This window comes from Bifidobacterium scardovii JCM 12489 = DSM 13734 (assembly GCF_001042635.1).
Lineage (GTDB): Bacteria > Actinomycetota > Actinomycetes > Actinomycetales > Bifidobacteriaceae > Bifidobacterium > Bifidobacterium scardovii.
Genome location: NZ_AP012331.1, coordinates 1587416 through 1610175 on the forward strand (window position 1 = coordinate 1587416; position 22760 = coordinate 1610175).

The 22760-nt window shown below is 66.5% G+C and carries 24 protein-coding genes; 1 reads left to right on the plus strand and 23 read right to left on the minus strand.

Translation table 11 applies throughout. The annotated features are described in order from the left end of the window. Nucleotides 1-338: 338 nt before the first annotated feature. From BBSC_RS06525 to BBSC_RS06570, 10 genes are all read right to left on the minus strand, one after another. Nucleotides 339-1169 (minus strand): DUF881 domain-containing protein, encoded by an 831-nt coding sequence (locus BBSC_RS06525; RefSeq protein ID WP_033516918.1) that lies wholly within the window; start codon nucleotides 1167-1169, stop codon nucleotides 339-341. A 1-nt stretch (nucleotide 1170) separates the two neighbouring features. Further along, nucleotides 1171-1503, minus strand: coding sequence for a small basic family protein (locus tag BBSC_RS06530; protein WP_033516920.1), 333 nt, complete (start codon nucleotides 1501-1503; stop codon nucleotides 1171-1173). Beyond that, nucleotides 1504-2481, minus strand: coding sequence for a DUF881 domain-containing protein (locus tag BBSC_RS06535; RefSeq protein ID WP_033517052.1), 978 nt, complete (start codon nucleotides 2479-2481; stop codon nucleotides 1504-1506). It lies immediately after the preceding gene. A gap of 5 nt (nucleotides 2482-2486) precedes the next feature. After that, nucleotides 2487-3113 carry a CDP-alcohol phosphatidyltransferase family protein gene (locus BBSC_RS06540; RefSeq protein WP_046726298.1) on the minus strand — a complete coding sequence of 209 codons (627 nt, stop codon included), beginning with the start codon at nucleotides 3111-3113 and terminating at the stop codon, nucleotides 2487-2489. Between the two features lie 14 nt (nucleotides 3114-3127). Beyond that, nucleotides 3128-3979: an ATP phosphoribosyltransferase gene (gene hisG / locus BBSC_RS06545; protein ID WP_033516923.1), complete on the minus strand. Its 852-nt coding sequence runs from the start codon at nucleotides 3977-3979 to the stop codon at nucleotides 3128-3130. 95 nt (nucleotides 3980-4074) lie between these two features. Further along, the gene (locus BBSC_RS06550) at nucleotides 4075-4338 is read right to left on the minus strand and encodes a phosphoribosyl-ATP diphosphatase (protein ID WP_033516925.1); all 264 of its coding nucleotides are present in this window, start codon (nucleotides 4336-4338) and stop codon (nucleotides 4075-4077) included. A 56-nt stretch (nucleotides 4339-4394) separates the two neighbouring features. Next, entirely contained in the window at nucleotides 4395-5075 is a 681-nt protein-coding gene (gene rpe, locus BBSC_RS06555) for a ribulose-phosphate 3-epimerase (RefSeq protein WP_033516927.1), read from the minus strand. A 76-nt stretch (nucleotides 5076-5151) separates the two neighbouring features. Next, nucleotides 5152-6090: a prolipoprotein diacylglyceryl transferase gene (lgt, locus tag BBSC_RS06560; protein WP_033516929.1), complete on the minus strand. Its 939-nt coding sequence runs from the start codon at nucleotides 6088-6090 to the stop codon at nucleotides 5152-5154. 114 nt (nucleotides 6091-6204) lie between these two features. Further along, complete coding sequence (gene trpA, locus BBSC_RS06565) at nucleotides 6205-7074, minus strand: tryptophan synthase subunit alpha (RefSeq protein WP_033517056.1); 870 nt, start codon at nucleotides 7072-7074, stop codon at nucleotides 6205-6207. A gap of 23 nt (nucleotides 7075-7097) precedes the next feature. Next, entirely contained in the window at nucleotides 7098-9185 is a 2088-nt protein-coding gene (locus BBSC_RS06570; protein WP_033516931.1) for a bifunctional indole-3-glycerol phosphate synthase/tryptophan synthase subunit beta, read from the minus strand. Between the two features lie 363 nt (nucleotides 9186-9548). Between BBSC_RS06570 and BBSC_RS06575 the strand changes: the two genes are divergently transcribed. Beyond that, the gene (locus tag BBSC_RS06575; protein ID WP_046726323.1) at nucleotides 9549-10406 is read left to right on the plus strand and encodes a hypothetical protein; all 858 of its coding nucleotides are present in this window, start codon (nucleotides 9549-9551) and stop codon (nucleotides 10404-10406) included. 22 nt (nucleotides 10407-10428) lie between these two features. Here the strand turns inward: BBSC_RS06575 and BBSC_RS06580 are convergent, their stop codons facing one another. From BBSC_RS06580 to BBSC_RS06640, 13 genes are all read right to left on the minus strand, one after another. After that, nucleotides 10429-11238, minus strand: a complete 810-nt coding sequence (locus BBSC_RS06580) for a DUF1287 domain-containing protein (protein WP_171818102.1) — start codon at nucleotides 11236-11238, stop codon at nucleotides 10429-10431. Nucleotides 11239-11418: 180 nt separating this feature from the next. Beyond that, complete coding sequence (trpE, locus tag BBSC_RS06585; protein ID WP_033516933.1) at nucleotides 11419-12975, minus strand: anthranilate synthase component I; 1557 nt, start codon at nucleotides 12973-12975, stop codon at nucleotides 11419-11421. Between the two features lie 87 nt (nucleotides 12976-13062). Further along, entirely contained in the window at nucleotides 13063-13455 is a 393-nt protein-coding gene (gene hisI, locus BBSC_RS06590) for a phosphoribosyl-AMP cyclohydrolase (protein WP_144414436.1), read from the minus strand. Nucleotides 13456-13661: 206 nt separating this feature from the next. Further along, on the minus strand, nucleotides 13662-14432 hold the full coding sequence (hisF, locus tag BBSC_RS06595; RefSeq protein WP_033516937.1) for an imidazole glycerol phosphate synthase subunit HisF: 771 nt from the start codon (nucleotides 14430-14432) through the stop codon (nucleotides 13662-13664). Between the two features lie 65 nt (nucleotides 14433-14497). Next, entirely contained in the window at nucleotides 14498-15139 is a 642-nt protein-coding gene (locus BBSC_RS06600) for a hypothetical protein (protein ID WP_033516938.1), read from the minus strand. A gap of 89 nt (nucleotides 15140-15228) precedes the next feature. Further along, nucleotides 15229-16074 carry an HAD family hydrolase gene (locus tag BBSC_RS06605; RefSeq protein ID WP_033516940.1) on the minus strand — a complete coding sequence of 282 codons (846 nt, stop codon included), beginning with the start codon at nucleotides 16072-16074 and terminating at the stop codon, nucleotides 15229-15231. Between the two features lie 3 nt (nucleotides 16075-16077). Next, the gene (locus BBSC_RS06610) at nucleotides 16078-17028 is read right to left on the minus strand and encodes an L-lactate dehydrogenase (protein ID WP_033516942.1); all 951 of its coding nucleotides are present in this window, start codon (nucleotides 17026-17028) and stop codon (nucleotides 16078-16080) included. A gap of 105 nt (nucleotides 17029-17133) precedes the next feature. Next, complete coding sequence (gene secG / locus BBSC_RS06615; protein WP_033516944.1) at nucleotides 17134-17382, minus strand: preprotein translocase subunit SecG; 249 nt, start codon at nucleotides 17380-17382, stop codon at nucleotides 17134-17136. Between the two features lie 96 nt (nucleotides 17383-17478). Further along, nucleotides 17479-18273 (minus strand): triose-phosphate isomerase, encoded by a 795-nt coding sequence (tpiA, locus tag BBSC_RS06620; protein WP_033516946.1) that lies wholly within the window; start codon nucleotides 18271-18273, stop codon nucleotides 17479-17481. A 65-nt stretch (nucleotides 18274-18338) separates the two neighbouring features. After that, a complete protein-coding gene (locus BBSC_RS06625; protein ID WP_033516948.1) occupies nucleotides 18339-19544 on the minus strand; it encodes a phosphoglycerate kinase in 1206 nt (401 codons plus the stop codon). 167 nt (nucleotides 19545-19711) lie between these two features. Beyond that, nucleotides 19712-20659 carry a DNA-binding protein WhiA gene (gene whiA / locus BBSC_RS06630; protein WP_033516950.1) on the minus strand — a complete coding sequence of 316 codons (948 nt, stop codon included), beginning with the start codon at nucleotides 20657-20659 and terminating at the stop codon, nucleotides 19712-19714. A 177-nt stretch (nucleotides 20660-20836) separates the two neighbouring features. Further along, nucleotides 20837-21766: an RNase adapter RapZ gene (rapZ, locus tag BBSC_RS06635; protein WP_033517062.1), complete on the minus strand. Its 930-nt coding sequence runs from the start codon at nucleotides 21764-21766 to the stop codon at nucleotides 20837-20839. 35 nt (nucleotides 21767-21801) lie between these two features. After that, nucleotides 21802-22740 (minus strand): shikimate dehydrogenase family protein, encoded by a 939-nt coding sequence (locus BBSC_RS06640; protein ID WP_033516952.1) that lies wholly within the window; start codon nucleotides 22738-22740, stop codon nucleotides 21802-21804. Nucleotides 22741-22760 lie beyond the last annotated feature (20 nt).

The following is a 22760-nucleotide window of genomic DNA, read 5'->3' on the forward strand; positions in this document are numbered from 1 at the left end:
ACCGCGATCCCATATCCGCCTGAACCCGCGCGCCGGCGCACCCTGCGCCACGAAACGGGCATTGCCCGCATTCAGACAACACCTAAGTACCATAACCACCCTTCGCGGTTACGATATATAGGAAAAGCGCCACAATATCGACACAAAATAATGGACATCGGCCACCTGATGCCCGTGTGCATACGGGCATCAGTCTCTGCTCGGCGAGGGGATGCGCCCGCCTCCGTACAGCGTCATTGTGGTACGGGAGCCCGAGCACAACAGGCTGGCCGCGGCCGGGCCGGCCACGAAGGGGCACGCGGGCGCACGGCGCTGCGCCCGGCAGGTCGGCAAGCGCCTTAGTCTACGGTCTTCGCGTACGAATTTGGTTGAGATTCGTGGACTTCGGTGATTTGCACCTCGTCCTGGGTGGTCACGGTGACCTTGGAGCCGTATTTCACCTTGAGCCGGGAGCCGATGCCGCCGGCGATGTTCACGGCGTTGGCGAGCGACTGCGGGTCGCCGATGGCCTTGATCACGTACGGCGTCTCGAGCGTGACGCCGTCGCTGACCAGCGTGCCGTCCGCCGCGTCGGAGATGTACGTGGAGGTGACCACGCGCACCGAATTGAGGGCGATCACCTCGGCGCCGGCGTTGCGCAGTTCCTCGATCAGGGTGAACATCGTCGAGGCGTCCACGCTGTCTTTGGATCCCGCGGTGATGCGGATGACCACGCCCTGGCCCTTGGCCGGCAGGCGGCCGGAGAGGATGCCGCTGGTCTCCTCGTTCTGTTTGGCGATCCTGCGCGCCGCCTCCTGCTTGTCGGCGGTGGCCTTGAGCGTGTTGAGCTGGCTGGTCAGTTCGCTTTTGCGCTCCTCGAGGTTCTGCACGGAGGTGCTGGTCTCGTTGATCAGGCGCACCAGCTCGTCCTCGCTCATTGTCTCGTAGGTCGACTGCGTGTTGTTGATCTGGATCATGTAGGCGAAGGACAGCAGCGCGCACATCACGGTGATGAGCACGCTGGTGAGCAGCCGCATGCGCGTCGCGTTGGCGTTGAGCGACGACTGGCGTTTCTTGCGCACCACGGGGAACGAGCCGGTCTCCATGCGGTCGTTCGCCTTGTCCTGCGCGTGCTGGACGTGCATTTTGGTGAGCACGTCCGGTGTGGTCTTGTTGCTTTGCCGCGCCATGTCAGCCTCGGAAGATGAACCGGCGGATCGCGGACACGTTGGAGAAGATGCGGATGCCGAGCACGACGATGACGGCGGTCTGCAGCTGGGACCCGACGCCCAGCTGGTTGCCGAGGAACACGAGCAGCGTGGCGGTGACGACGTTGGAGATGAACGAGATCACGAACACCTTGTCGGAGAAGCTGCGCTGGAAGTAGGCGCGCGCGGCGCCGAGCAGGGCGTCCAGCGCGGCGACCACCATGATCGGCAGGTAGGGTTGCAGCACGATGGGGATGTCCGGTTTGACGAACAGGCCGACGACGACGCCGATGATCAGACCCAGTACAGCAGCCATTTACTCATCCTTCCTCGCATACGACAGATTGCTCGCTGCCGCTGCCTCCAGTGTAATCGATGCTGATTTCGATACCTGCGGGTAGATGCCCGCCTCCTTGAACGACTCGTACAGCTGCGGCTGGCGGTCCGAGCCGACCGCGTCGGCCAGATCGTTGCGGTTGCCGATCGCCTCGATCGCATACGGGCTCTGCACCGGATTGACCCCGACCATGATCGTCTGCCCCGCGGTGCGGATCGAGGTCTGCACCCCGAGACGGTACCCGTTGATGGAGATCGCCTCGGCCCCGGCCTTCCACAGCAGCGAGACCATCATCTGCAGGTCGGCGTCGGTGACCAGCCGGATCTGCTGGCCGGAGTTCTCGCGATGGTAGGTCCCGTCGCCGGAATCGTCGGCGGCGATGGGGTTGGCGATCGTCAGGGTGATGCCCTCCCCCGTCACCGGGACCAGGCCGTTGACCATGTTGTCCTCGGTCAGCTGGTCGCTCTGCGTGATGTCACCGAGCTGCTTCGAGCGCTTGGCGACCTGGGACTGCAGGTCGCTGACGTCGGCCGTGAGCTGGTCGACCTGCTTGTTGAGGTCCTGCAGTTCGCTGGACCAGCTCTGCCGCACGGCCTTGCGCGGGTCGGTGTGCAGCCGCTGCACGAACAGGCATCCGGCGAATCCGACGGCCACGCAGATCACGAAGACGATCAGCCTGGTGGCCCACAGCTCCAGCGCGGAGGTCGGATGGTGGGTGAGCCGCGCATCGGTGAACAGCGGGTCCATCGGCCGGTTGGTCAGATCGTCGATCAGCCGAAGCGAATCGTCCTCGGTCTTGCGCCGGCGCTGGTGCTGCCCGGACGCGTTCGCCGGCAGCGCGTGGTGGGATTCCAGCCCGTCCACCGACGAGGAGAAGACGGCGCGGCGGCGCACCGGCAGGTTCTCCGTCGAGGGAGGGTACGCCGCCGGCGCGGGGACGAACGGTTCGGATGGCACGCCGATCACCGGTCCTTGCTGATCAGTTCGAACCCTTGGCGGATGTAGATGTATCCGGCGAGCCAGTACAGGCCGATGCCCCAGATGCCGGCCGCCAGCGCCGCCAGATGCAGCAGGTCGGCGATCGGGTTGCTCCAGATGTCGCAGAAGATCAGCGCGGTGATGGAGATCATCAGCATGGCGGTGCCGGCCTTGCCCACGAAGTGCACGGGCAGCGGCCCGTAGTCATGCTGGGCGAGCAGCAGCACCAGCAACGCCATGAGCAGGTCGCGCAACCCGACGATGATGAGCATCCACCACGGGATGATCCCGGCGACGCCCAGCGCCAGGATGCTGCAGAAGATCAGCAGGCGGTCGGCGATCGGGTCGAGGATCTGGCCGATCTTGCTCACCTGGTCGAACATGCGCGCCACGATGCCGTCGATGCCGTCGGACACGGCCGAGATGGCGAGCACAACCAACGCCTCGACCATCTGGTGCCGGGCCACGAGCACGGCGATGACCGGGATCGACAGGATGCGCAGCACGCTGATGAGGTTCGGCACCGTGATGTAGATGTCCTTCGGCTCCGGACTGTACTTCTTGCTGATGTTCCGCTTGATCCGCTGATTGAGCTGCTGCTTGTTGACCATACGCGAAGCCACTGCTACATTCTCGACGCTTGCAGCGCCGTGACGATGATGCCCCGCGCGCCGACCTCGTACAGCTGGTCCATCAGCTGGTTGACCTTCGCCTTGGGCACCATGACGCGCACGGCGGACCACTGCTTGTCGTGCAGCGGCGAGATCGTCGGGCTCTCGAAGCCGGGGGTCACGGCCACGGCGGCGGACACCTTCTCGACGGGGATGTCGAAGTCCATGAGCACGTAGCGCTGCGCGGTGAGCACGCCCTGCAGGCGGCGGCCGAGGATGGTCAGGCGGTCGTCGTGCTCGTCGAGGCGGGGCGAGCGGATGAGCACGGCCTCGGAGTGCAGGATCGGGTCGCCGAAGATGCGCAGGCCGGCGTTGCGCAGCGTCGTTCCGGTGGACACCACGTCGGCGATGAGGTCGGCGACGCCCAGCTGCACGGAGGATTCGACGGCGCCGTCCAGGTGGATGGTCTCCGCGTTGATGCCGTGGGCGACCAGATAGTCGTGCACGAGCTTGTCGAACGAGGTGGCGACGCGCTTGCCCTCGATGTCCTCGAGCGAGTCGATCGGCGACCCGTTGGGCGCGGCGAAGCGGAACGTGGACGCGCCGAAGCCCAGCTGCAGATGCTCCTTGGCGTCCGTGCCGGAGTTGAGCAGCAGGTCGTGGCCGGTGATGCCGACATCGATGGTCCCGCGTCCCACGTACACGGCGATGTCAAGCGGCCGCAGGTAGAACAGCTCCACGTCGTTGTCGGGGTCCTCGACCACGAGCTGGCGCGGGTTGGAGCGCAGACGATAGCCCGCCTCGGCGAGCATATTCCACGCGGGTTCGGAAAGCATGCCCTTGTTGGGCACGGCGATGCGTAACATGTGTGTTCCTCCCTTGACGCACCTTGGTTCATTCGCATGGCGGCACCCCGCCGCCCGCGCGCTTCGCGGCCGCGGCGGACGGGGCGCGCGGCGGGTCACAGGTGCTTGTACACGTCCTCGAGCGTGATGCCGCGGTCGATCATCATCACCTGCAGGTGGTAGAGCAGCTGGCTCATCTCCTCGGCGGTGCGGTCGGCGCCCTCGTACTCGGCGGCGATCCAGGTCTCCCCGGCCTCCTCGACGATCTTCTTGCCGATGAAGTGCGTGCCCTTGGCCAGTTCGTCGACGGTCAGGGACCCCGCCGTCTTGGCGGCTGCCTTCTCGCTCAGTTCGGCGAACAGTGATTCGAATGTCTTCATGATGCTTGTGGTTGCCTTCTTGTGGGAAATACGAACAATCGGTGTGCGCCGCCGCGTCAGGCGCGGAATGCGGCCGCGGCCTTGTCGCGGATGTCGTCGATGGCCTGCGCCGGGTCCTCGGCGCCGTACACCGCGGAACCGGCCACGAGCACGTCGGCGCCGGCCTCGGCCACGATGTGCGCGGTCTTCGGGCTCACGCCGCCGTCGACCTGGATCTTGGTGCCGAGACCGCGACGGGTGATCTCGTCGCGCAGGCGGCGCACCTTGGCCATCTGGTTGTCGAGGAACTTCTGGCCGCCGAAGCCGGGCTCGACGGTCATGATCAGGATCATGTCGAACTCGTCGAGGATGTCGAAGATCGGCTCGACCGGCTCGGCCGGGCGCACCGCGAAGCAGGCCTTGACGCCCATGTCGTGCAGCTGGCGGGCCAGGCGCACCGGCGCATGGACGGCGCCCATGTGGAAGGTGACCGAGTAGGCGCCGCACTTGGCGAACTCCGGGGCCCAGCGGTCCGGGTCCTCGATCATCAGATGCACGTCGACCGGCAGGTCGGTGACCTCGCAGATGCGCTTGACGATCGGCTCGCCGAGCGTGAGGTTCGGCACGAAATGGTGGTCCATCACGTCGACGTGGACGAGGTCCGCGTTGGCGATGGCCTTGAGGTCGCGCTCAAGGTTGCAGAAATCGGCGGACAGGATGCTCGGTGCGATTTGAATTTGAGTAGTCATGGCCTTCATTCTATGAAATCAGAACGACGAGAGGCGTTTTCGACGCGCTCCCGGCGCCGGCGTTTGCCTAAAGTTGTCCGGTTGTCTATTTGTTCGCGTTGCGCTTCTTCGCCTGCGCCTGCTCCTCGGCGATCGAGGCGCGCTCGAGCTCGTCGGCAGTCACCGCGGTCAGCCGCTTGGACAGGTCGGCGGTATCCCCGCCGTACCGCCACAGGACGACGAACAGGATGGCGCCGAGGATGAAGCACAGGATGGCGGTCCACACGTTGATGCGCAGGCCGAGGATGATCGTCGAGTAGTTGATGCGGATCGACTCGATCCAGGTGCGGCCGAGGCCGTACCACATCAGGTACATGGCGAACTGCTGTCCGGCCTTGAGCGAGCTCGCCAGCCGGTGGCCGAGCCAGACGATGAGCGCCGCGCCGATCAGGTTCCAGATCATCTCGTACAGGAAGGTCGGGTGGAACAGCGTGCCGGTCGGGCACGCCTGCCCGTCGTAGCAGATCTCGGTCTTGCCGATCGCGTCGGCGTCGTTGAGCTTGAGGCCCCACGGCAGCGTGGTCGGCTTGCCGTACAGCTCCTGGTTGAACCAGTTGCCGAGACGGCCGATCGCCTGGGCGACCATCAGCGCCGGTGCGATCGAGTCGGCGAGCAGGGCGAACGGATAGCGCCGGTGGCGGCACCAGAGAAACGCGGTGAGCGCGCCGACGGAGATGCCGCCGAAGATCGCCATGCCGCCCTCCCACACCTTGAGGATGTTGACCAGGTCGCCGGTCGGCGGGAAGTACTGGTCGGGCGTGGTGATGCAGTGGTAGAGGCGCGCGCCGACGAGCGCGCACGGCACGGTCACCAGCGTGGTGTCGAGCACCTGGTCGAAGGTGCCGCCGAGCTTGCGCCACCGCTTGGTGAGAATCCACACGGCCACGCAGATGCCGATCAGGATGCAGACCGCATACATGCGGATGGTCACCGGTCCGATCTCGAACTTCGAGAACGTCGGCGACGGGATATACGCCAGATTCATCGTGCCCCTACCTGTCACTGCTTGCTGATGCCGCCTACCACCCTACCGCATGGATGCGCCGTCGCGCGTCATTCCCGAGGACGGTTTTCCGATTTTCCGACGCGCGCCGATCGCTCACCGTGCGGTGTGGATGCCCTCCGCCAGCGCCTCGGTCTTGGCGGCGAGATCCTCCAGGCACTGGGCCGGGTCCTTGGCGGTTCTGTTGTCGTCGTTGAGCAGCGTGTGCACGAGCGCCGAACCGACGATGACGCCGTCCGCGTACGCGCCGACCTTCGCGCCCTGCTCCGGCGTGGACACGCCGATGCCGACGCACACGTTCGTCGCGCCGGCCTTGCGGGTACGCTCGACGAGCAGTTCGGGCGAGGCGTCGAGCTGCGCGCGTTCGCCTGTCACGCCCATGCGGGCGGCCGCGTAGACGAAGCCGCGGGAGTTGCGGGCCACGGTCTCCAGACGCTCGGTGGCCGAGTCCGGGGAGACCAGGAAGATGCGGTCGAGCCCGTGGCGGTCGGAGGCCTCGATCCATTCGCCGGCCTCGTCGGGGATCAGGTCCGGGGTGATGAGTCCGGCGCCGCCGGCGTTCTCGAAGTCGCGGGCGAAACGCTCGACGCCGTAGTGGTAGACGAGGTTCCAGTAGCTCATCACCAGCGGCACGCCGCCGGCGTTGGCCACGGTCTCGACGGCCTCGAATACGCGCCTGATGGTCTCGCCGTTGTTCAGGGCGATGGAGGCGGCGGCCTGGATGACCGGGCCGTCCATCACCGGGTCGGAGTACGGCAGGCCGATCTCCACGGCGTCGACGCCGTGCTCGACCATCGTCCTGAACGCGTCGAGCGAGATGTCCGGGTTCGGGAAGCCGTAGGGCAGGTAGCCGATGAAGGCCGGCTTGTTCTCCGCCTTGAATTTGGCGAACATCGCCTCCGACTGGCTGGGCTTGTGGCTGATGCCCAGAGGCTGGCCGGACGGCGTGGTTGCTTCGTTGGTCATGATCAAAAATCTCCTCTTCTTGTTCAGGCGACGGTGTTGCCGTGGGCGCCGGTGACTTCCAGGGCCGCGGCCTGATCGTCGGTCAGGTAGCCGAACCACTTGCCGGCGGTGGCCATGTCCTTGTCGCCGCGGCCGGAGATGTTGACGATCATCACGGCCTTGTCGTAGCCCTTCGCCTTGAGGTCGGCGGCGGCCTTGTACGCGCCGGCGACCGCGTGCGAGCTTTCGATGGCGGGGATGATGCCCTCGCTCTGGCTCAGGTCGCGGAAGGCGTTCATGGCCTCCTCGTCGGTGGCCCAGCTGTAGTTCACGCGGCCGATGTCCTTGAGCCACGCGTGCTCGGGGCCGACCGAGGCGTAGTCGAGGCCCGCGGAGATGGAGTACGTGTCGAGCGTCTGGCCCTCGTCGGTCTCCAGCAGGTAGCTCTTCGCGCCCTGGAACATGCCGAGCTGGCCGGTGCCCGGGGCGAAGCGGATCGCGTGCCTGCCGGACTTCGGGCCGTCGCCGCCGGCCTCGTAGCCGTACAGGTTCACGCGCTCGTCGTCGAGGAAGGCGTTCATCACGCCGATGGCGTTGGAGCCGCCGCCCACGCAGGCGCAGACCGCATCCGGGTGGTCGATGCCGTACCAGTCCTTGAGCTGCTGCTTGGCCTCCTCGCCGATGATCTTCTGGAAGTCGCGCACCATCGCGGGGAACGGGTGCGGGCCGGCGACCGTGCCGAGCAGGTAGTGGGTGTCCTTGACGTTGGTCACCCAGTCGCGCAGGGCCTCGTTGATCGCGTCCTTGAGGATCTTGTCGCCGAGCGTCACCTCGACGACCTCGGCGCCGAGCATGCGCATGCGGGCCACGTTGAGGGCCTGGCGGCGGGCGTCGATCTGGCCCATGTAGATGCGGCACTTGAGGCCGAGCATCGCGCACACGGTGGCCGTGGCCACGCCGTGCTGGCCGGCGCCGGTCTCGGCGATCACGCGGGTCTTGCCCATGCGCTTGACGAGCAGGGCTTGGCCGAGCGCGTTGTTGATCTTGTGCGCGCCGGTGTGGTTGAGGTCCTCGCGCTTGAGGAAGATGCGGGCGTCGAGGCCGGTCCTGTCGCGCACCATCGCGGAGAAGCGCGGGGCCTCGGTCAGCGGGCTCGGGCGGCCGACGTAGCGCTGCTGCAGGGTCATGAACTCCTTGTGGAATTCGGGATCGGCCTTGGCCTCATCGTAGACGCGCTCCAGCTCGTCCAGCGCGGTGATCAGCGCCTCCGGCACGTACCGGCCGCCGAACTGGCCCCAGTACGGTCCCTGATGTTCGCTTAACGGGGTGGTTTCGGATGCTTTCACTTGTGCTCCTGCCTTCACTAGTCGTTCTACTGCAAGTTCATGGTCGTCGGCGGTGGCCACGCCCTCGCCGACCAATACCGCGTCCGCTCCCGCGCGGGCGTAGTCCTCGACTTCGACCGCGCCGAACACGCCGGACTCCGCCACCTTGATGACGTCCTCGGGCAGGTCCGCGGCCAGTTCGCTGTATTTGTTCACGTCCACCCTGAGGTTCTTCAGGTTGCGGGCGTTGATGCCGATCACCCTGGCGCCGGCCTCGCGGGCGCGCTCGATCTCCTCGCGGGTGTGGGTCTCCACCAGCACGGTCATGCCGAGCTCGTGCGCCAGAGCGAGCAGATGCCTGAGCCGCTCGTCGTCGAGCGCCGCGACGATCAGCAGCACCAGATCGGCGCCGTGGGCGCGGGCCTCGAAAATCTGGTAGTCGGTGACGATGAAGTCCTTGCGCAGCACCGGGATGTGCAAGGCGGCGCGCACCTTGTCGAAATCGTCGAGGCTGCCGAGGAAGCGGCGGCCCTCGGTGAGCACGGAGATCGCGCTCGCGCCGCCCTTCTCGTACTCGCGGGCCAGGCCAGCCGGATCGGGGATATCGCTCAGATGCCCCTTGGACGGGGACGCGCGCTTGATTTCGGCGATCACCGGGATGCCGTCGGCGCGCTTGAGCCATCGTGTCGCGTCGATCGGAGCCGGGGCCGCCAGTGCGGCCTTCTTCACGTCCTCAAGCGATACGGTGCGTTCGCGGGTCTGCTGATCCTCCAGCGCGCCCGCGACCAGTTCGTCCAAAACCGACATGGTCCTCCCTTTGTCGACGTTCAGTCATGCGCCACTCTAGACCACGGACTGCCCCGATAGCGTTCCGCGTCCTACATTCTGGGCCGCCTCCGGGTCGACAATTCTATAGGCGTCATCAGGGCATGTTCCTTTCCGCGCCGTCCATTCGCGCATGACGATTCGTCAGCAGCCAGCATAGGCCTTTCGCCCCGTGCCGCACAATCGGATAGACTGGCGCAGTGGCTCGAACGAAAAGAGGTGCGCATGGGCGAGGATCAGACACGGGCGCAGGCGGCCAAGCAAGCCGATCAGCGGGCGGACCGATCGGCAGGCCCTGAACCGCCGCGTCAGGGCCTGCCGACGTTCCGGGAGCAATGGCGGACCATGGGCCGGGCGATGGGCATGGAGATACGCGAACACCGCAGCTCGTTCGCGGTCTACATGACGCTGCGGCTGCTGGTGATCGCCATGGCGGTGCTGCAGTTCTTCAACGGCAATTACGAGAACGTGTTCCTGTGCATACTCACGCTGATGCTGCTGGTGGCGCCGGCGTTCGTGCAGGTGCGCTTCCGCATCGAGCTGCCGTCGGTGCTCGAGATCATCATGCTGTTCTTCGTGTTCGCGGCGGAGATCCTCGGCGAGATCAGCGCGTTCTACGAGATCTTCCCGTTCTGGGACACGGTGCTGCACACGCTCAACGGATTCCTCGCCGCGGCGATCGGCTTTTCGCTGGTCGATCTGCTCAACCGCTCGGCGAAGACGAAATTCGAGCTCTCTCCCCTGTATCTGGCGATCGTGTCGTTCTGCTTCTCGATGACGATCGGCGTGATCTGGGAGTTCTTCGAGTTCTCGATGGACAGCCTGTTCGGCTGGGACATGCAGAAGGACACGGTCGTACATACGATCAGCTCGGTGATGCTCGATCCGGCCCACGCCAACCATGCGGTCACGATCGACAACATCACGCAGGTCGCGGTCAACGGGCGTAATCTGGGGCTCGGCGGCTATCTCGACATCGGCCTGATCGACACGATGGAGGATCTCATCGTCAACTTCATCGGCGCGCTCGTCTTCTCGATCATCGGATTCGTGTATGTGAGGAACCGCGGCAAGGGCGGCTCCATCGTCAGCCATTTCGTGCCCCGGCGCAAGGAATCGCATCAGGACTACTGGCTCCTGGCGCACGAGCAGCGCGAAGCCGGGCCGGCCGACCGCCCGGAGGATGGCGCCGGCCGGCCCTGAGGGCCCTCGCTACCAAGCGCCTTTATTGCCACGCCTTGAGGACGGACTGCGGCACCTTGGAGGCGTCGAAGCGGTAGTGGCCGGTGACCGTCATGCGGCGCTTGAAGGAGAGGTAGTCGTTCTCGCGCCGTTCCTGCTTCATGTTGTGGATGAGGTACGCGATGCCGTCGCGGTCCCGCCGGTCCGAGATCACGCCGATGTGCCTGGTGCCGTCGAACACCACGATGTCGCCGCCCTGCCATTGCGAGACGTCGGAGGCGTCCGTGGTGAGCGTCTGCCCGTATTTGGAGAAGAACACGTCGAGCACGCCGGTGCGGCGGAAGTCGATGTTCGGATCGGGGCGCGGCGCGGCCTGCGCGTAGCCAGCCGGGTCGGCGGCGATGTCGGCGTCGACCATGGCCTTGAGATCGTACCCTGCCTGCCGGAACGCGCGCCACACCACGTCGGTGCAGGCGCCGCGGTCGTCCGGCGGGTAGCCACCCTGATAGTAGCCGTCGTCGTACGTCGGATGATTGACGGCGTCCTGGCGTGCGCCGGCCACGATGTCGGCGTAGTCGTCCACGCCGTTATGGTTGAAGTCGACCGGGCTGACGGCCTTCGGGTACCTGCGCGCGGCCTCGCTCGCCGGCATGACGCCGGGGTCCTGGTCTGCCGACGACGACGATTGCGCCGCCGACCGCCCCGCCGGGCCGCATAACAGTCCCCCGACGTGCCGCACGGCCAGCGCGCCGCCGAAAGCCAGCGCCGCGACCAGCATCGCGGCGATCAGCGCGCCGAGCGTACGCCTTGCCCCTCGTGCCCGATGGTCCGTTCCCGTCAGATGCCGTGTCATGCCGCCTCCAAGCTCGCGATGGGCCGTCCGCCCAACCCGACACCATACGTTACGCCCACGGCCATGCGCCGTCATGCGCCGATACAGATTTTCTGTATGCTGGCGTGCTGGCATATGTCCGTTTACGCCGCATGCGCAGACCGTATGCCAGCACATGCAAGCCGCGCGGGGCGGGCGGCGCTACAGCTCGCGCAATTGCGCGGCGATCTGGATGGCCTCGACGCTGGCCTCGGCCTTGTTGCGCGTCTCCTGCCATTCGGTCGCGGGCACGGAGTCGAGCACGATGCCGGCGCCGGCCTGCACGCTCGCCTCGTGGCCGCGCAGGAACGCGGTACGGATGGCGATGGCCATGTCCATGTTGCCCGAGAAGTCGAAGTAGCCTACGGTGCCGCCGTAGATGCCGCGGTCGGCCGGCTCCAGCTCGTCGATGATCTCCACCGCGCGCGGCTTGGGCGCGCCGGACAGCGTGCCGGCCGGGAACGCCGACTTGAACACGTCGAAGGCCGTCAGCGACGGGTCGACCTTGCCGGTGACCGTCGAGCAGATGTGCATGATGTGGCTGAACCGCTTGATGTCCATGAGCTGGACGACCTCGACGGACTGCGGCACGCACACCTTGCTCAGGTCGTTGCGCGACAGATCGACGAGCATGATGTGCTCGCTGCGTTCCTTCGGATCGGCGAGCAGATCCTTGGCGAGCTGCTCGTCCTCCTCCGGGGTGGCGCCGCGCGGGCGCGACCCGGCGATCGGGAAGGTCATCGCATGGCCGTTGTCCACCTTGATCAGGGTCTCCGGGCTGGAGCCGATCACGTTGAAATCGCGGCCCTGCGCGTCGGTGAGCGCCATGAAGTACATGTACGGGCTCGGGTTCAGGGTGCGCAGCACGCGGTACACGTCGAAGGGGTCGGCGGGCGAGTCGATGTCGAGACGCTGCGAGATGACCACCTGGAACACGTCGCCGTCCACGATGTGCCGCTTGGCGCGCTCGACGGCCTGCTCGTAGTGGCTTTTCTCGGTGCGGAAACGCAGCTCGGGTTGGGCGACCGTCTCGTCGAGCACGTTGACGCGGGATTCGCCCTCAACCGGCGTCGCCGCGTCGCGCTGCATCCGGTCAAGCCGGGCCACGGCCTCGTTATAGGCGACGTCGGCCCGGGTCGGCTTGTCGTCCACGTTCACCGCGTTGGCGATGAGCCACACCGATCCGGACACGTGGTCCACCACGGCGATGTCGGTGGCCAGGGCGAGCACGGTCTCCGGCTGTCCGGTCTCGTCCGGCGCCTCGGCGCGCAGGGTAGGCTCCCAGTGGCGGATCGCGTCCCAGCCGACCGTGCCGACCAGACCGCTGGTCAGGTTCGGCAGTCCGGCGACGTGCGGGGCGTTCAGCGTCCTGAGCGCGGCGTGCGCGACCTCGGTCACGTCGCCGTGCGTCGGCACGCCGACAGGCACCTGTCCCAGCCAGTCGGCCTGTCCCCCGTTCGAACGCAGCTGCGCCATCGACCGCACGCCGATGAAGCTGTACCGGCTCCAAGTGCCGCCGTATTCGGCGGATTCGAGGATGAACGTGCCGGACCGGCCGCCGGCGAGCCGCTCGTAGAAACCGACCGGGGTCAGCGAATCGGCGAGCAGGCGGCGCACGATCGGGATGACGCGGTACCCCTGATCCGCCAGCTCATGAAACTGCTCGCGGGTCGGCCATGTGGCGCCCCACCGCAGATGCTCGACGCTGCATTCGCTCATATTCGCTCCTTTTGCTCGCACATTGTCCCGTTCCATGGTACGCACCGGTGCCACTGTTTGCGGTCAGCCACGCTGACGGAGCGGCGTTCAGTCCTTCAGCCCGGCCGGCCGGTGGCCCTCGACCACGGGCAGCGGGCCGCCCTCGAGGAAGCAACTGCGCTTGCCGGTGTGGCAGGCGGCGCCGACCTGGTCGACCTCGACGAGCAGCGCGTCGCCGTCGCAGTCCAGCGACACGCCCTTCACGTACTGCACGTGCCCGGAAGTGTCGCCCTTGCGCCAGTATTCCTGGCGGGAGCGGGACCAGAACGTCACGCGGCCGGTGGTCAGCGTGCGCCGCAGCGCCTCGTCGTTCATATAACCGACCATGAGCACGTCCTTGGTGTCGTACTGCTGCACCACGGCCGCGACCAGCCCCTTGTCGTCGCGCTTGAGCCGGGCCGCGATGCGCGGGTCGAGCGTCGCGCTGTTGTCAAAATCCATGATTGCGTTCTCCATAGTAGTGAATCCGATATGCGTCCATTGAGGCGGAACCGGCACGCAGGCCCTGCCGGGCCGGCCGGAGGCGACGGGCGGGCGCCGCGGCGTCGAGCGGACGTATGCGGCGGCATCGCGACCGGCCATGGCGAGCCGCGGCCGTACCCGGCCGGCGAGGCTGCGAACAGGCCGCGCGGTTTCCGCCGAAACCGTCAGCGAACCGTGTATCCCGCGCCCCGCAGCGCGTCCTTGACCTCGCCGATGGTGACCTTGCCGTAATGGAAGATCGACGCGGCGAGCACCGCGTCCGCCCCGGCCTCGATGGCCGGCGGGAAATCCGCGGCCTTGCCGGCGCCGCCCGAGGCGATGATCGGGATCTTCACCTCGCGGCGCACGGCCTTGATCATCTCCAGATCGAAGCCGTTCTGCGTGCCGTCCGCGTCCATCGAGTTGAGCAGGATCTCGCCGGCGCCCAGTTCCTCGGCGCGTTTGGCCCACCACACCGCATCGATGCCGGTGGACTTGCGCCCGCCCATGGTGGTGACCTCGAAGCCGGACTGCGTGTGCCGTTCGCCCTCCTCGCGGCGCGCGTCCACGGAGAGCACGAGCACCTGGTTGCCGAACCGGTCGGCCACGCGGCTGATCAGCGTCGGATCGTTGATCGCCGCCGTGTTCACGCCGACCTTGTCCGCGCCGCAGCGCAGCAGCGAGTCCACGTCCTCGGGCGTGCGCACGCCGCCGCCGACGGTCAGCGGGATGAAGATCTGCTCGGCGGTATGGGCCACCACGTCGATCATCGTCTGGCGGTGCGAGCTGGACGCGGTCACGTCGAGGAAGGTCAGCTCGTCGGCGCCCTGGCGGTAGTATTCGGCGGCGAGTTCGACCGGATCGCCCGCGTCGCGCAGGTTCTCGAAATGCACGCCCTTGACCACGCGACCCGCATCGACGTCCAGACATGGGATGACTCGGATGGCCAGCGACATATTCACTCCTGTGCTCGTATGGTGTGTATCGCCTTACAGGTTAGCGTCAGGCGGTTACAGCCGGCTTACGCGATTCCGTGTTGTGGAACGCCGTGCAGGTCCCAGTACATTTCGTGGCGGTTCCAGGCCTCGACAAGACGCCGTATCGTCGTTTCGTAGGCTTCCCCGCCGTAGCTTGGCTCCGCCATGGTCGCGGTATGGGCGGTGCATGAGTTGCACACGAGATGGACCGGGGTGGATTCGAAATCGCTGGCCTCGATCACCGGAGCCACGCCCAGGCGGTCGTCGCCGCAGACGGGGCAGGGACCGGTTTCGAGCGCCTCCACGACGCCGTCCTCGTATTCGGCGGTCTCCAGGACCAAGTAGTCGTAATAGTAGTCGCGATTCTGGCGGTCATTGACGGCCGCCTCCGTCGCGACCGTGCCGTCGAGGCGCCGTTCCAGCCAATCCATAAGCTCGTCCGCTTCGAAGTCATGAAAACGGCGGCGGATCGAAACCACGCCGTCATGGTCCTCGATCCATTCCCTGGATCCGGGCGCCATGCCGGCGGCCGGTTCGACGATCCCGACCAGATACGCATCCCTGTCGGGAGAGGTGATGTCGCAGGTCTTCTCGACATAGGCCCGCATGCCGACGGGAGGATTCTCCACCTCCTCGAACCAATGGTAATCCTCGTTCTGCACGGCCACCAGCCGGTACTGTCCCATGATTCCCCTTTCAGTTCCGCTTCCATGGTATGGAGCATAATCGGCCGGCGCCGTGGAAGGCTGGCCGGCGGCGACGATGCGTTCCGCCCTCAGCGCAGCAGGTGGGACTCGATCCACTGGGCCACGCCGTCGTCGTTGTTGGCCGGGCAGACCTCGTCGGCGATGCCCAGCACCTTCGGGTTCGCGTTGGCCACGGCCACGCCGAGGCCGGACTCCTCCATCATCGCGATGTCGATCAGGTCGTCGCCGAACGCGGCCGTGGCCGGCAGCGGCACGTCCATGCGGTCGCACAGGATGCGCATCGCATGCTCCTTGTTGGCCTGGGGGCTCATGAGCATCCACATCGATCCCTCCGAGACGTGCACGTCGAAATCCGGGGGCACGAGCGCCCTGAGGCGATCCCATTGCCCGGGCTCGGGGAAGATGATGAGCTTGTCGGCCACGCCCTCGGGCACGTCGGTGAAATCGGTGTACCGCCAGGTCTGCGTCTTCCAGTACACGCTCACGTCGAAATTCGTGTAGCGCACGTCGTCCATGACGATGCCGAGCTTGAGGCCCGGCATCTCGTCGAGCAGGAAACGGCACACCTCGCAGGCCCGGGACGAGGAGAAGCCGATCTTCAGCAGATGGCCCTCGGCCGCCGGGCGTTCGCCGGTCAGCAGCGCATAGTCCGATTCGGCCGGGCGGAAGTCGATGAGCGCGCCGTTGAGGTAGATCACCGCATCGGCCGGCAGCTTGTCGGCGAAGGCGAGGCCGGTGCTCACCGGCCGGGCCGTGGCGATCGCGAAGCGGTATCCCGCGTCGTGCATGCGCCTGACCGTGTCGATCGAGCGCTGCGTGATGAACCGTTCCTCGAAGGTCGCGCCGTCATGCAGCAGCGTGCCGTCGAGGTCGGCGACGATGAGTCGTGGGGTGCCGTCGTGCGTTGCAGTCATGGATCAGAGCAGTCCTTCGCAGTGGGAGCGGACGAGTTCGGCGGAGTGATGGAGCTTGGCGAGCTCGTCGTCGGTCAGATCGAGTTCGACGATCTCGTTCGCGCCGTTAGCGCGCAGTTCGGTCGGCACCCCGAGGAACACGTCGCGTTCGCCGTATTCGCCGTCGAGCAGCGTGGAGACCGGCACGATGCGCCGCTCGTCCCACAGGATCGTCTGCACGATGCCGGCCACCGTGGAGGCGATGCCGAAGTTCGTGCCGCCCTTCGCGATGACGATCTCGTCGCCACGGGTGCGCGTCTTCTCCTCGATCTCGGCAGCGGACACGGAGGAGAACCGGTCCTGGTTGTCGACGAGGAAGCGTGCGAACGGCTTGCCGCCGAGCGAGACGGTGGACCATGCGGTGAACTGCGAGTCGCCGTGCTCGCCCATGACGAAGCCGCCGACGTTGCGCGGATCCAGGCCGGTCTCCTCGCCGATGATCGTCTTGAGGCGCGAGGTGTCGAGCGCGGTGCCGGTGCCGAGCACCTGCGTGCGGGGCAGCCCGGACCGCTTCCACGCGTACCAGGCCATCACGTCCACCGGGTTGGACACCATGATGATCACGCCGTCGAAGCCGGACGCCATGACGTTGTCGACGACCTCGCCGACGAGCCCGACCGTGAAGCCGAGCTCGGCAATCCGGTTGGAATGCGCCGGCGGCTTGCGGCCGACGGTGATGACGACGATGTCGGCGTCCTTGCAGTCGGCATAGTCGCCCGCGCGCACCTTGACGTGGCGGTCCTGGAATTCGCTGCCGTCATCGAGGTCGTGGCTCTCCCCCAACGCCTTGGCCGCGAAATGGTCGATCAGCACCAGTTCGTTGCACAGACCGTGCGTGACGATGCCGAACGCGGCGGTCGCGCCGACCTGGCCGGTGCCGACGATGACGACTTTGTTCCTGTTCATGGTGACCATGCGTGTATGCTCCTTTACCACGGCCTGTAACGGCAAAAGAGCCATGATCCTTGGATCATGGCTCATAATGACTGCAATAGCCGAAGATCGGCGGATATGCCCCGATCAGACGAGGTTGAACTTGGTGATCAGGCCCAGGGCGATGATGATCGCGACCCACAGCAGGGCGATGATCACGGTCCAGCGGTTCAGGTTCTTCTCCGCCACGCCCGAGGAGCCGGCGTTCTGGGTCAGGCCGCCGCCGAACATATCGGACAGACCGCCGCCCTTGCCCTTGTGCATGAGGATGAGCAGGGTGAGCAGCAGGCTGAAGATGACGACGATGATCTGCAGCACAAGCTTGACAATGGCCATAGCGGACACGGGAGAACCTCCAGTTCGACAATTACTAGTTGTATACCATAGCGCAAGGCCATGAACATTGATGCGCCTCCGGGCGCATGATGGCCGTTATCGCACGGTTTTCAGCGTCAGGCGCGCGATCGTCGCCAGTTCGTCGACGTCGAGCGCGGCGCCGCCGATGAGGAACCCGTCGACGTCGGGCTCGCCGATGAGTTCGACGGCGTTCTTCGACGACACCGATCCGCCGTACAGGATGCGCACGTTGTCGGCGACCTTCGCGTCGAAGGACTGCCTCAGGTCGTCGCGGATGGCCTTGGCCGCATCCTGCGCCGAATCCGGGGTGGCGACCATGCCGGTGCCGATGGCCCATACCGGCTCGTAGGCGATGACAAGCCTGGCGGCCTGATCGCTGGACAGGTCCCGGGTCACGTCGTGGACCTGTCCGACGGCGAAGTCGAGCTCGATGCCCTGCCGGCGCTCCTCGAAGCTCTCGCCGACGCACAGGATGGGCTGCATGCCGGCCGACAGCACGGCACGCACCTGATCGACGATGTTCGCGTCGTCCTCGGGATGGTACTTGCGGCGCTCCGAATGGCCGACGATCACGTACGAGCAGCCGAGCGCGGCCAGCATGTCGGCGGAGACGTCGCCGGTGAACGCGCCTTGGGTCGTCACGGAGACAGCCTGCGCGCCATAGCGGATCTTGAGCCGATCCGCCTCGACGAGCACCTGCACGCTGCGCAGGGAGGTGAAGGACGGCATCAGCGCGATCTCGCAGCGCTTGTAGTCGAATCGCGCGTCGCGCAGCAGCCATGCCAGCTTCTGCACGAAATAGGTGGCCTCGCGGTGGTCGAAATTCATCTTCCAGTTGCCGGCCACCAACGGAATGCGCTTGGACGCCATGGGCTTCCCCTTCCAACATATAAATGGCTCCCCTTTTGCGAGGGGAGCCAGAGAGCGTCAATCGACTACTCGAGCACCTTCAGGCCCGGGAGCTCCTTGCCCTCGAGGAACTCGAGGGAGGCGCCGCCACCGGTGGAGATGTGCGAGAAGCCGTCCTCCGGGAAGCCGAGGTTGCGCACGGCGGAGGCGGAGTCGCCGCCACCGACGATGGTGAACGCGCCGGCCGCGGTCGCGTCGACCAGGCCCTGGGCCACGGCCTTGGTGCCGGCCGCGAACTCGGGAACCTCGAACACGCCCATCGGGCCGTTCCACACGACGGTCTTGGAGTCGACGATCTTGTCGTGGAAGAGCTTCTGGGACTCCGGGCCGATGTCCAGGCCCATCTTGTCGGCCGGGATCGCGTCGGCGGGCACGACTTCGGGGGCGACCGGGGTGTCGCCGGCCGGGAAGCCGGCGTTCACGACGACGTCGGTCGGCAGCACGAGTTCAACGCCGTTCTTCTCGGCGGTCTCGATGTAGCCCTTGACCTTGTCGAGCTGGTCCTCCTCGAGCAGGGAGGTGCCGACCTCGTAGCCCTTGGCCTTGAGGAAGGTGAACACCATGCCGCCGCCGATGACCAGGCGGTTGGCCTTGTCGAGCAGGTTCTCGATCACGCCGAGCTTGTCGGAGACCTTGGAGCCGCCGAGCACGACGGTGAACGGGCGGTCCGGGTTCTCGGTGGCCTTGGACAGGGCCTTGACTTCCTTCTCGACCAGCAGGCCGGCGGCGGCCGGCAGATCGGTGGCCACGTCGTAGTTGGAGCCCTGGGCGCGGTGGACCACGCCGAAGCCGTCGGAGACGAAGGCCTCGCCGAGGGCGGCGATCTTCTTGGCGTAGGAGGCGCGCTCGGCGGCGTCCTTGCTGGTCTCCTCCGGGTTGAAGCGCACGTTCTCAAGCAGCACGACGTCGCCGTCGTTCATCGCGGCGACCTTGGCCTGGGCGTCCTCGCCGTAGGTGTCCTTGGCCAGCGGGACGTCGACGCCGAGCAGCTCGCCCAGGCGCTTGGCGACCGGGGCCAGGGACAGTTCAGGGACGACCTTGCCCTTCGGGCGGCCGAGGTGGGCCATGAGGATGACCTTGGCGCCTTCCTCGCGCAGCGCCTTGATGGTGGGCAGGGCGGCCTTGATGCGGCCGTCGTCGGTGATCACGTCGCCCTTCAGCGGGACGTTGAAATCGGCGCGGACCAGAACGCGCTTGCCCTTGAGATCTCCGAGATCCTTGAGTGTCTTCATGAATATCCTTTCCTAACCGCGTGCGGTGGTTGGGCCGCGCCACGGGAAGAGTGGTGGCGTGATATAGCGCCATAAGCGATAATACAGGGGCGAGAGAACAAAACACCGCTTTGCACGGCAAATGCAAAGCGGTGTTTCGCGGGTTTTCCGGCATGGCCGGGCCGCCGTCAGAACTCCTGGCCGTTGGCCTTCGCGGTTTTCTCGGCGAGCTGCAGCAGGCGGCGGATGCGGCCGGCGATCGCGTCCTTGGTGATGGGCGGATCGGCGAGGCGGCCGAGCTCCTCGAGGCTCGCGTCGCTGTGGTCGAGGCGCAGGCGGCCGGCGGCCTTGAGGTTTTCGGGGATGTCGTCGCCCAGAATCTCGAAGGCCTTGCGGACCTTCTCGCTCGCCTCGGCGGCCGCCTTGGCGCTGCGGCGCATGTTGGCGTCGTCGAAGTTGGCCAGGCGGTTGGCCTTGCCGCGGGCCTCGCCGTCGGAGCGCTTGCCGGTCCACTCGCGTGCGGATCGGGGGGCGCCCATCAGGTTGAGCATGCGCTCGATCGCGTCCGGGTCCTTGAGCGTGATGCGCTCGGAGCTGCGCAGCTGGCGTGGCTTGGCGCTGATGCCCAGTCGGCGCGCGGCGCCGGCCAGCGCAAGGGCGGCCTCGTTGCACGGGCAGGTGATCTCCAGATAGCTGGCCTTGCCCGGGTCCGACAGCCCACCGTGCGCGAGGAACGCGCCTCGCCACGCGGCCTTGACCTGCGCGATGTTGCCGTTGATGATTTCGGGGGGCAGGCCGCGCACCAGCTGCTTGCGCCGGTCGAGCAGACCGGTCTGCAGGGCGAGTGCCGCGCCTCCGCGCTCGATGTGAATCAGATAACGCTGTACCACCCCGTTCGGGGTCTGGCGTGCCACCTGGGTTAGCGTGGCTTCGTGTCCGTACAAGGTCCTGATGGTGTCCTGAAGCCATTTCGCGGCTTCCAGCGAATCGAACTGCGCTTGCACGATGATCTGACGCTGCACGAGCCTCAGACCGCCGCCGAACCGGATCATCGCGGTCGCCTGCGCCTTCTTGGCGGCGGGCAATTCGTTGTCGATCGCGGCGAGTTCGCTTTTGACATCATCCAGAAGAGCCAAGAGCCAACCTCCTATGTCCCGTTCTTCTCAATGCTTTCAGGCTTTTTGCGAGACGAATCCCGCGTTGCCACCGGGTTACTGTGATACCTAACTACTTGGACAACTCAACCCTATTCGTCCACGCAATGGCCCCATGCTTCTCGGCATGTGGTCATCGACGGGGCCTTCCTCACGCGGCTACCGCTCGCCGTGACGGCGCTGCAGCTCGCGCGCGGAGACGCTGACGTCGAGCCCCCGGGCGCGCAGCCGCGACGCCAGGGCCTCGCTCATGGCGACGGAGCGGTGCTGCCCGCCCGTGCACCCGATGGCGATGGTCACGAAGTGCTTGTCCTCCTGTGCGTACCCCCCGATCGCCACGAGAATCGCCTGCTCGTACGCGTCGAGGAACGCGGCCGCCCCCTCGCTGCCGAGCACGTAGTCGGCGACCGGCTGGTCCTGGCCGGTCAGCTCGCGCAGGTTCGGCACCCAGAAGGGGTTGGGCAGGAAGCGCACGTCGGCCACGAAGTCGGCGTCCAGCGGGATGCCGTACTTGAAGCCGAAGCTGAAGATGTGCACGGCCACGGTCTTCGGCCCCGAGCCGAGCATCGCCTCGTACAGCTTGGTCGACAGCTGGTGGATGCTCAGGGAGGAGGTGTCGATGACCATGTCGGCCCGCTCCTTGAGGTTGGCGAGCAGCGTGCGCTCCTCGAGGATGCCGTCGATCAGCCGGTTGCCGTGCTGCAGCGGGTGCGGGCGGCGCACCGATTCGTAGCGCTTGATCAGCACGTCGTTGCTCGCGTCGAGGAAGAGGATGCGCGTTTTGACGCCCAGATCGTCCAGATGGCTGAGCACGGCGGACAGGTCGTCGAAGTACTCGCGCGACCGCACGTCGATGACGGCGGCGAGCTTGTGCACGCCGTGGTCGCCGGCGCCCGCGTTGGTCATCATGTCGACCAGTGGCACCAGCAACTTGGGCGGCAGGTTGTCGACCACGTACCAGCCCATGTCCTCCACGCTGTCGGCCGCGTGCGAGCGGCCGGCGCCGGACATGCCGGTGATCAGCAGCACCTCGAAATCGTCGGCCGGTTCGGGCCGGTTGCTGCCCGCAGCAAGGCCTCGGGTCTGCATGCCCGTCTGATCCGTCTTCGCCGAATCGCTCATCGTCACAGCGCCTCCTCAAGGGCTTGTCTCATCGCGGGCTCCAACGCGCCCATCAGGGCGTCGTCGGAGGGGTTCCCGCCGGTCATAAGGATGACCTGCAGGACCGCCTGCCACAGCAGCATCTCCTCGCCGCCGATCGCCAGGCCGCCCTTGGCCCGCCACGCGCGCATGAGCGCGCTGGGGCGCGGGTCGTAGACCACGTCAAGCAGGATGCCGCGCGGGAAGAACGCGTCGTCGGCTTCGATGACCTCGGCGATCATGTCGGCCGCATGGCCGGGGATCGTGCTGACGACGATGTCCGCGCCGCGCAGGGCGTCGAACGACGCGTCGATCGGGATCTCGCGGTAGCCGAACGCGCCGCTCCCCTCGGGGCCGTTCCCGTCGAGGATGCCGCGCAGCCGCGGGTTCTTGCCGGGGTGCCGGGCCGCGACGGTGATGCGCCGGTCCGGCTGCCGGTTCGCCAGCATCACCGTTGCGGCGGCCACGGCCGACGAGGCGGTGTTGCCGTTGCCGATGACGAGCGCGTCATGGGCGCCGCTCCACCGGTCCGGCTGGCCGATGGACCGCAGCTCGTGGCCGAAGGCCAGGACGATGCCCATCACGTCGGTGTTGTACAGGCTGATCGACGGCAGGCCGCCGGCGCCGAGCGCGGACCAGTCGAAGACCGCGGTGTTGGCGACCTTCAGGCGCTGCTCCCAGATGTCGGCCGGCGTGCCGTAGGACTGGATCGTCTTCTTGAGCGGCATGGTCAGGCTCAGACCGCGCCATGTCGGGTCCAATCCCCTGAGAAACCCGTCGAGGTCGCTCTCGCCGACCTCATGCCGTTCGTAGGCCCAGTCGTCCAGCCCGAGCGCCTTGTAGGCGGCGGCGTGCAGCACCGGTGACAGCGAATGGGCTATCGGCTTGCCGAGCACGGCGCAGCGATGTGTGATCTCAGTCATACCCCTCCTTGTTCCGCTGT

Excerpts from the sequence above, each read along its gene's own strand:
- BBSC_RS06525 (WP_033516918.1), bottom strand. The coding sequence starts at position 1,169 with ATGGCGCGGCAAAGCAACAAGACCACACCGGACGTGCTCACCAAAATG.
- BBSC_RS06530 (WP_033516920.1), bottom strand. The coding sequence starts at position 1,503 with ATGGCTGCTGTACTGGGTCTGATCATCGGCGTCGTCGTCGGCCTGTTC.
- BBSC_RS06540 (WP_046726298.1), bottom strand. The coding sequence starts at position 3,113 with ATGGTCAACAAGCAGCAGCTCAATCAGCGGATCAAGCGGAACATCAGC.
- hisG (WP_033516923.1), bottom strand. The coding sequence starts at position 3,979 with ATGTTACGCATCGCCGTGCCCAACAAGGGCATGCTTTCCGAACCCGCG.
- BBSC_RS06550 (WP_033516925.1), bottom strand. The coding sequence starts at position 4,338 with ATGAAGACATTCGAATCACTGTTCGCCGAACTGAGCGAGAAGGCAGCC.
- rpe (WP_033516927.1), bottom strand. The coding sequence starts at position 5,075 with ATGAAGGCCATGACTACTCAAATTCAAATCGCACCGAGCATCCTGTCC.
- lgt (WP_033516929.1), bottom strand. The coding sequence starts at position 6,090 with ATGAATCTGGCGTATATCCCGTCGCCGACGTTCTCGAAGTTCGAGATC.
- trpA (WP_033517056.1), bottom strand. The coding sequence starts at position 7,074 with ATGACCAACGAAGCAACCACGCCGTCCGGCCAGCCTCTGGGCATCAGC.
- BBSC_RS06570 (WP_033516931.1), bottom strand. The coding sequence starts at position 9,185 with ATGTCGGTTTTGGACGAACTGGTCGCGGGCGCGCTGGAGGATCAGCAG.
- BBSC_RS06575 (WP_046726323.1), top strand. The coding sequence starts at position 9,549 with ATGGGCCGGGCGATGGGCATGGAGATACGCGAACACCGCAGCTCGTTC.
- BBSC_RS06580 (WP_171818102.1), bottom strand. The coding sequence starts at position 11,238 with ATGACACGGCATCTGACGGGAACGGACCATCGGGCACGAGGGGCAAGG.
- trpE (WP_033516933.1), bottom strand. The coding sequence starts at position 12,975 with ATGAGCGAATGCAGCGTCGAGCATCTGCGGTGGGGCGCCACATGGCCG.
- hisI (WP_144414436.1), bottom strand. The coding sequence starts at position 13,455 with ATGGATTTTGACAACAGCGCGACGCTCGACCCGCGCATCGCGGCCCGG.
- hisF (WP_033516937.1), bottom strand. The coding sequence starts at position 14,432 with ATGTCGCTGGCCATCCGAGTCATCCCATGTCTGGACGTCGATGCGGGT.
- BBSC_RS06600 (WP_033516938.1), bottom strand. The coding sequence starts at position 15,139 with ATGGGACAGTACCGGCTGGTGGCCGTGCAGAACGAGGATTACCATTGG.
- BBSC_RS06605 (WP_033516940.1), bottom strand. The coding sequence starts at position 16,074 with ATGACTGCAACGCACGACGGCACCCCACGACTCATCGTCGCCGACCTC.
- BBSC_RS06610 (WP_033516942.1), bottom strand. The coding sequence starts at position 17,028 with ATGGTCACCATGAACAGGAACAAAGTCGTCATCGTCGGCACCGGCCAG.
- secG (WP_033516944.1), bottom strand. The coding sequence starts at position 17,382 with ATGGCCATTGTCAAGCTTGTGCTGCAGATCATCGTCGTCATCTTCAGC.
- tpiA (WP_033516946.1), bottom strand. The coding sequence starts at position 18,273 with ATGGCGTCCAAGCGCATTCCGTTGGTGGCCGGCAACTGGAAGATGAAT.
- BBSC_RS06625 (WP_033516948.1), bottom strand. The coding sequence starts at position 19,544 with ATGAAGACACTCAAGGATCTCGGAGATCTCAAGGGCAAGCGCGTTCTG.
- rapZ (WP_033517062.1), bottom strand. The coding sequence starts at position 21,766 with ATGCAGACCCGAGGCCTTGCTGCGGGCAGCAACCGGCCCGAACCGGCC.
- BBSC_RS06640 (WP_033516952.1), bottom strand. The coding sequence starts at position 22,740 with ATGACTGAGATCACACATCGCTGCGCCGTGCTCGGCAAGCCGATAGCC.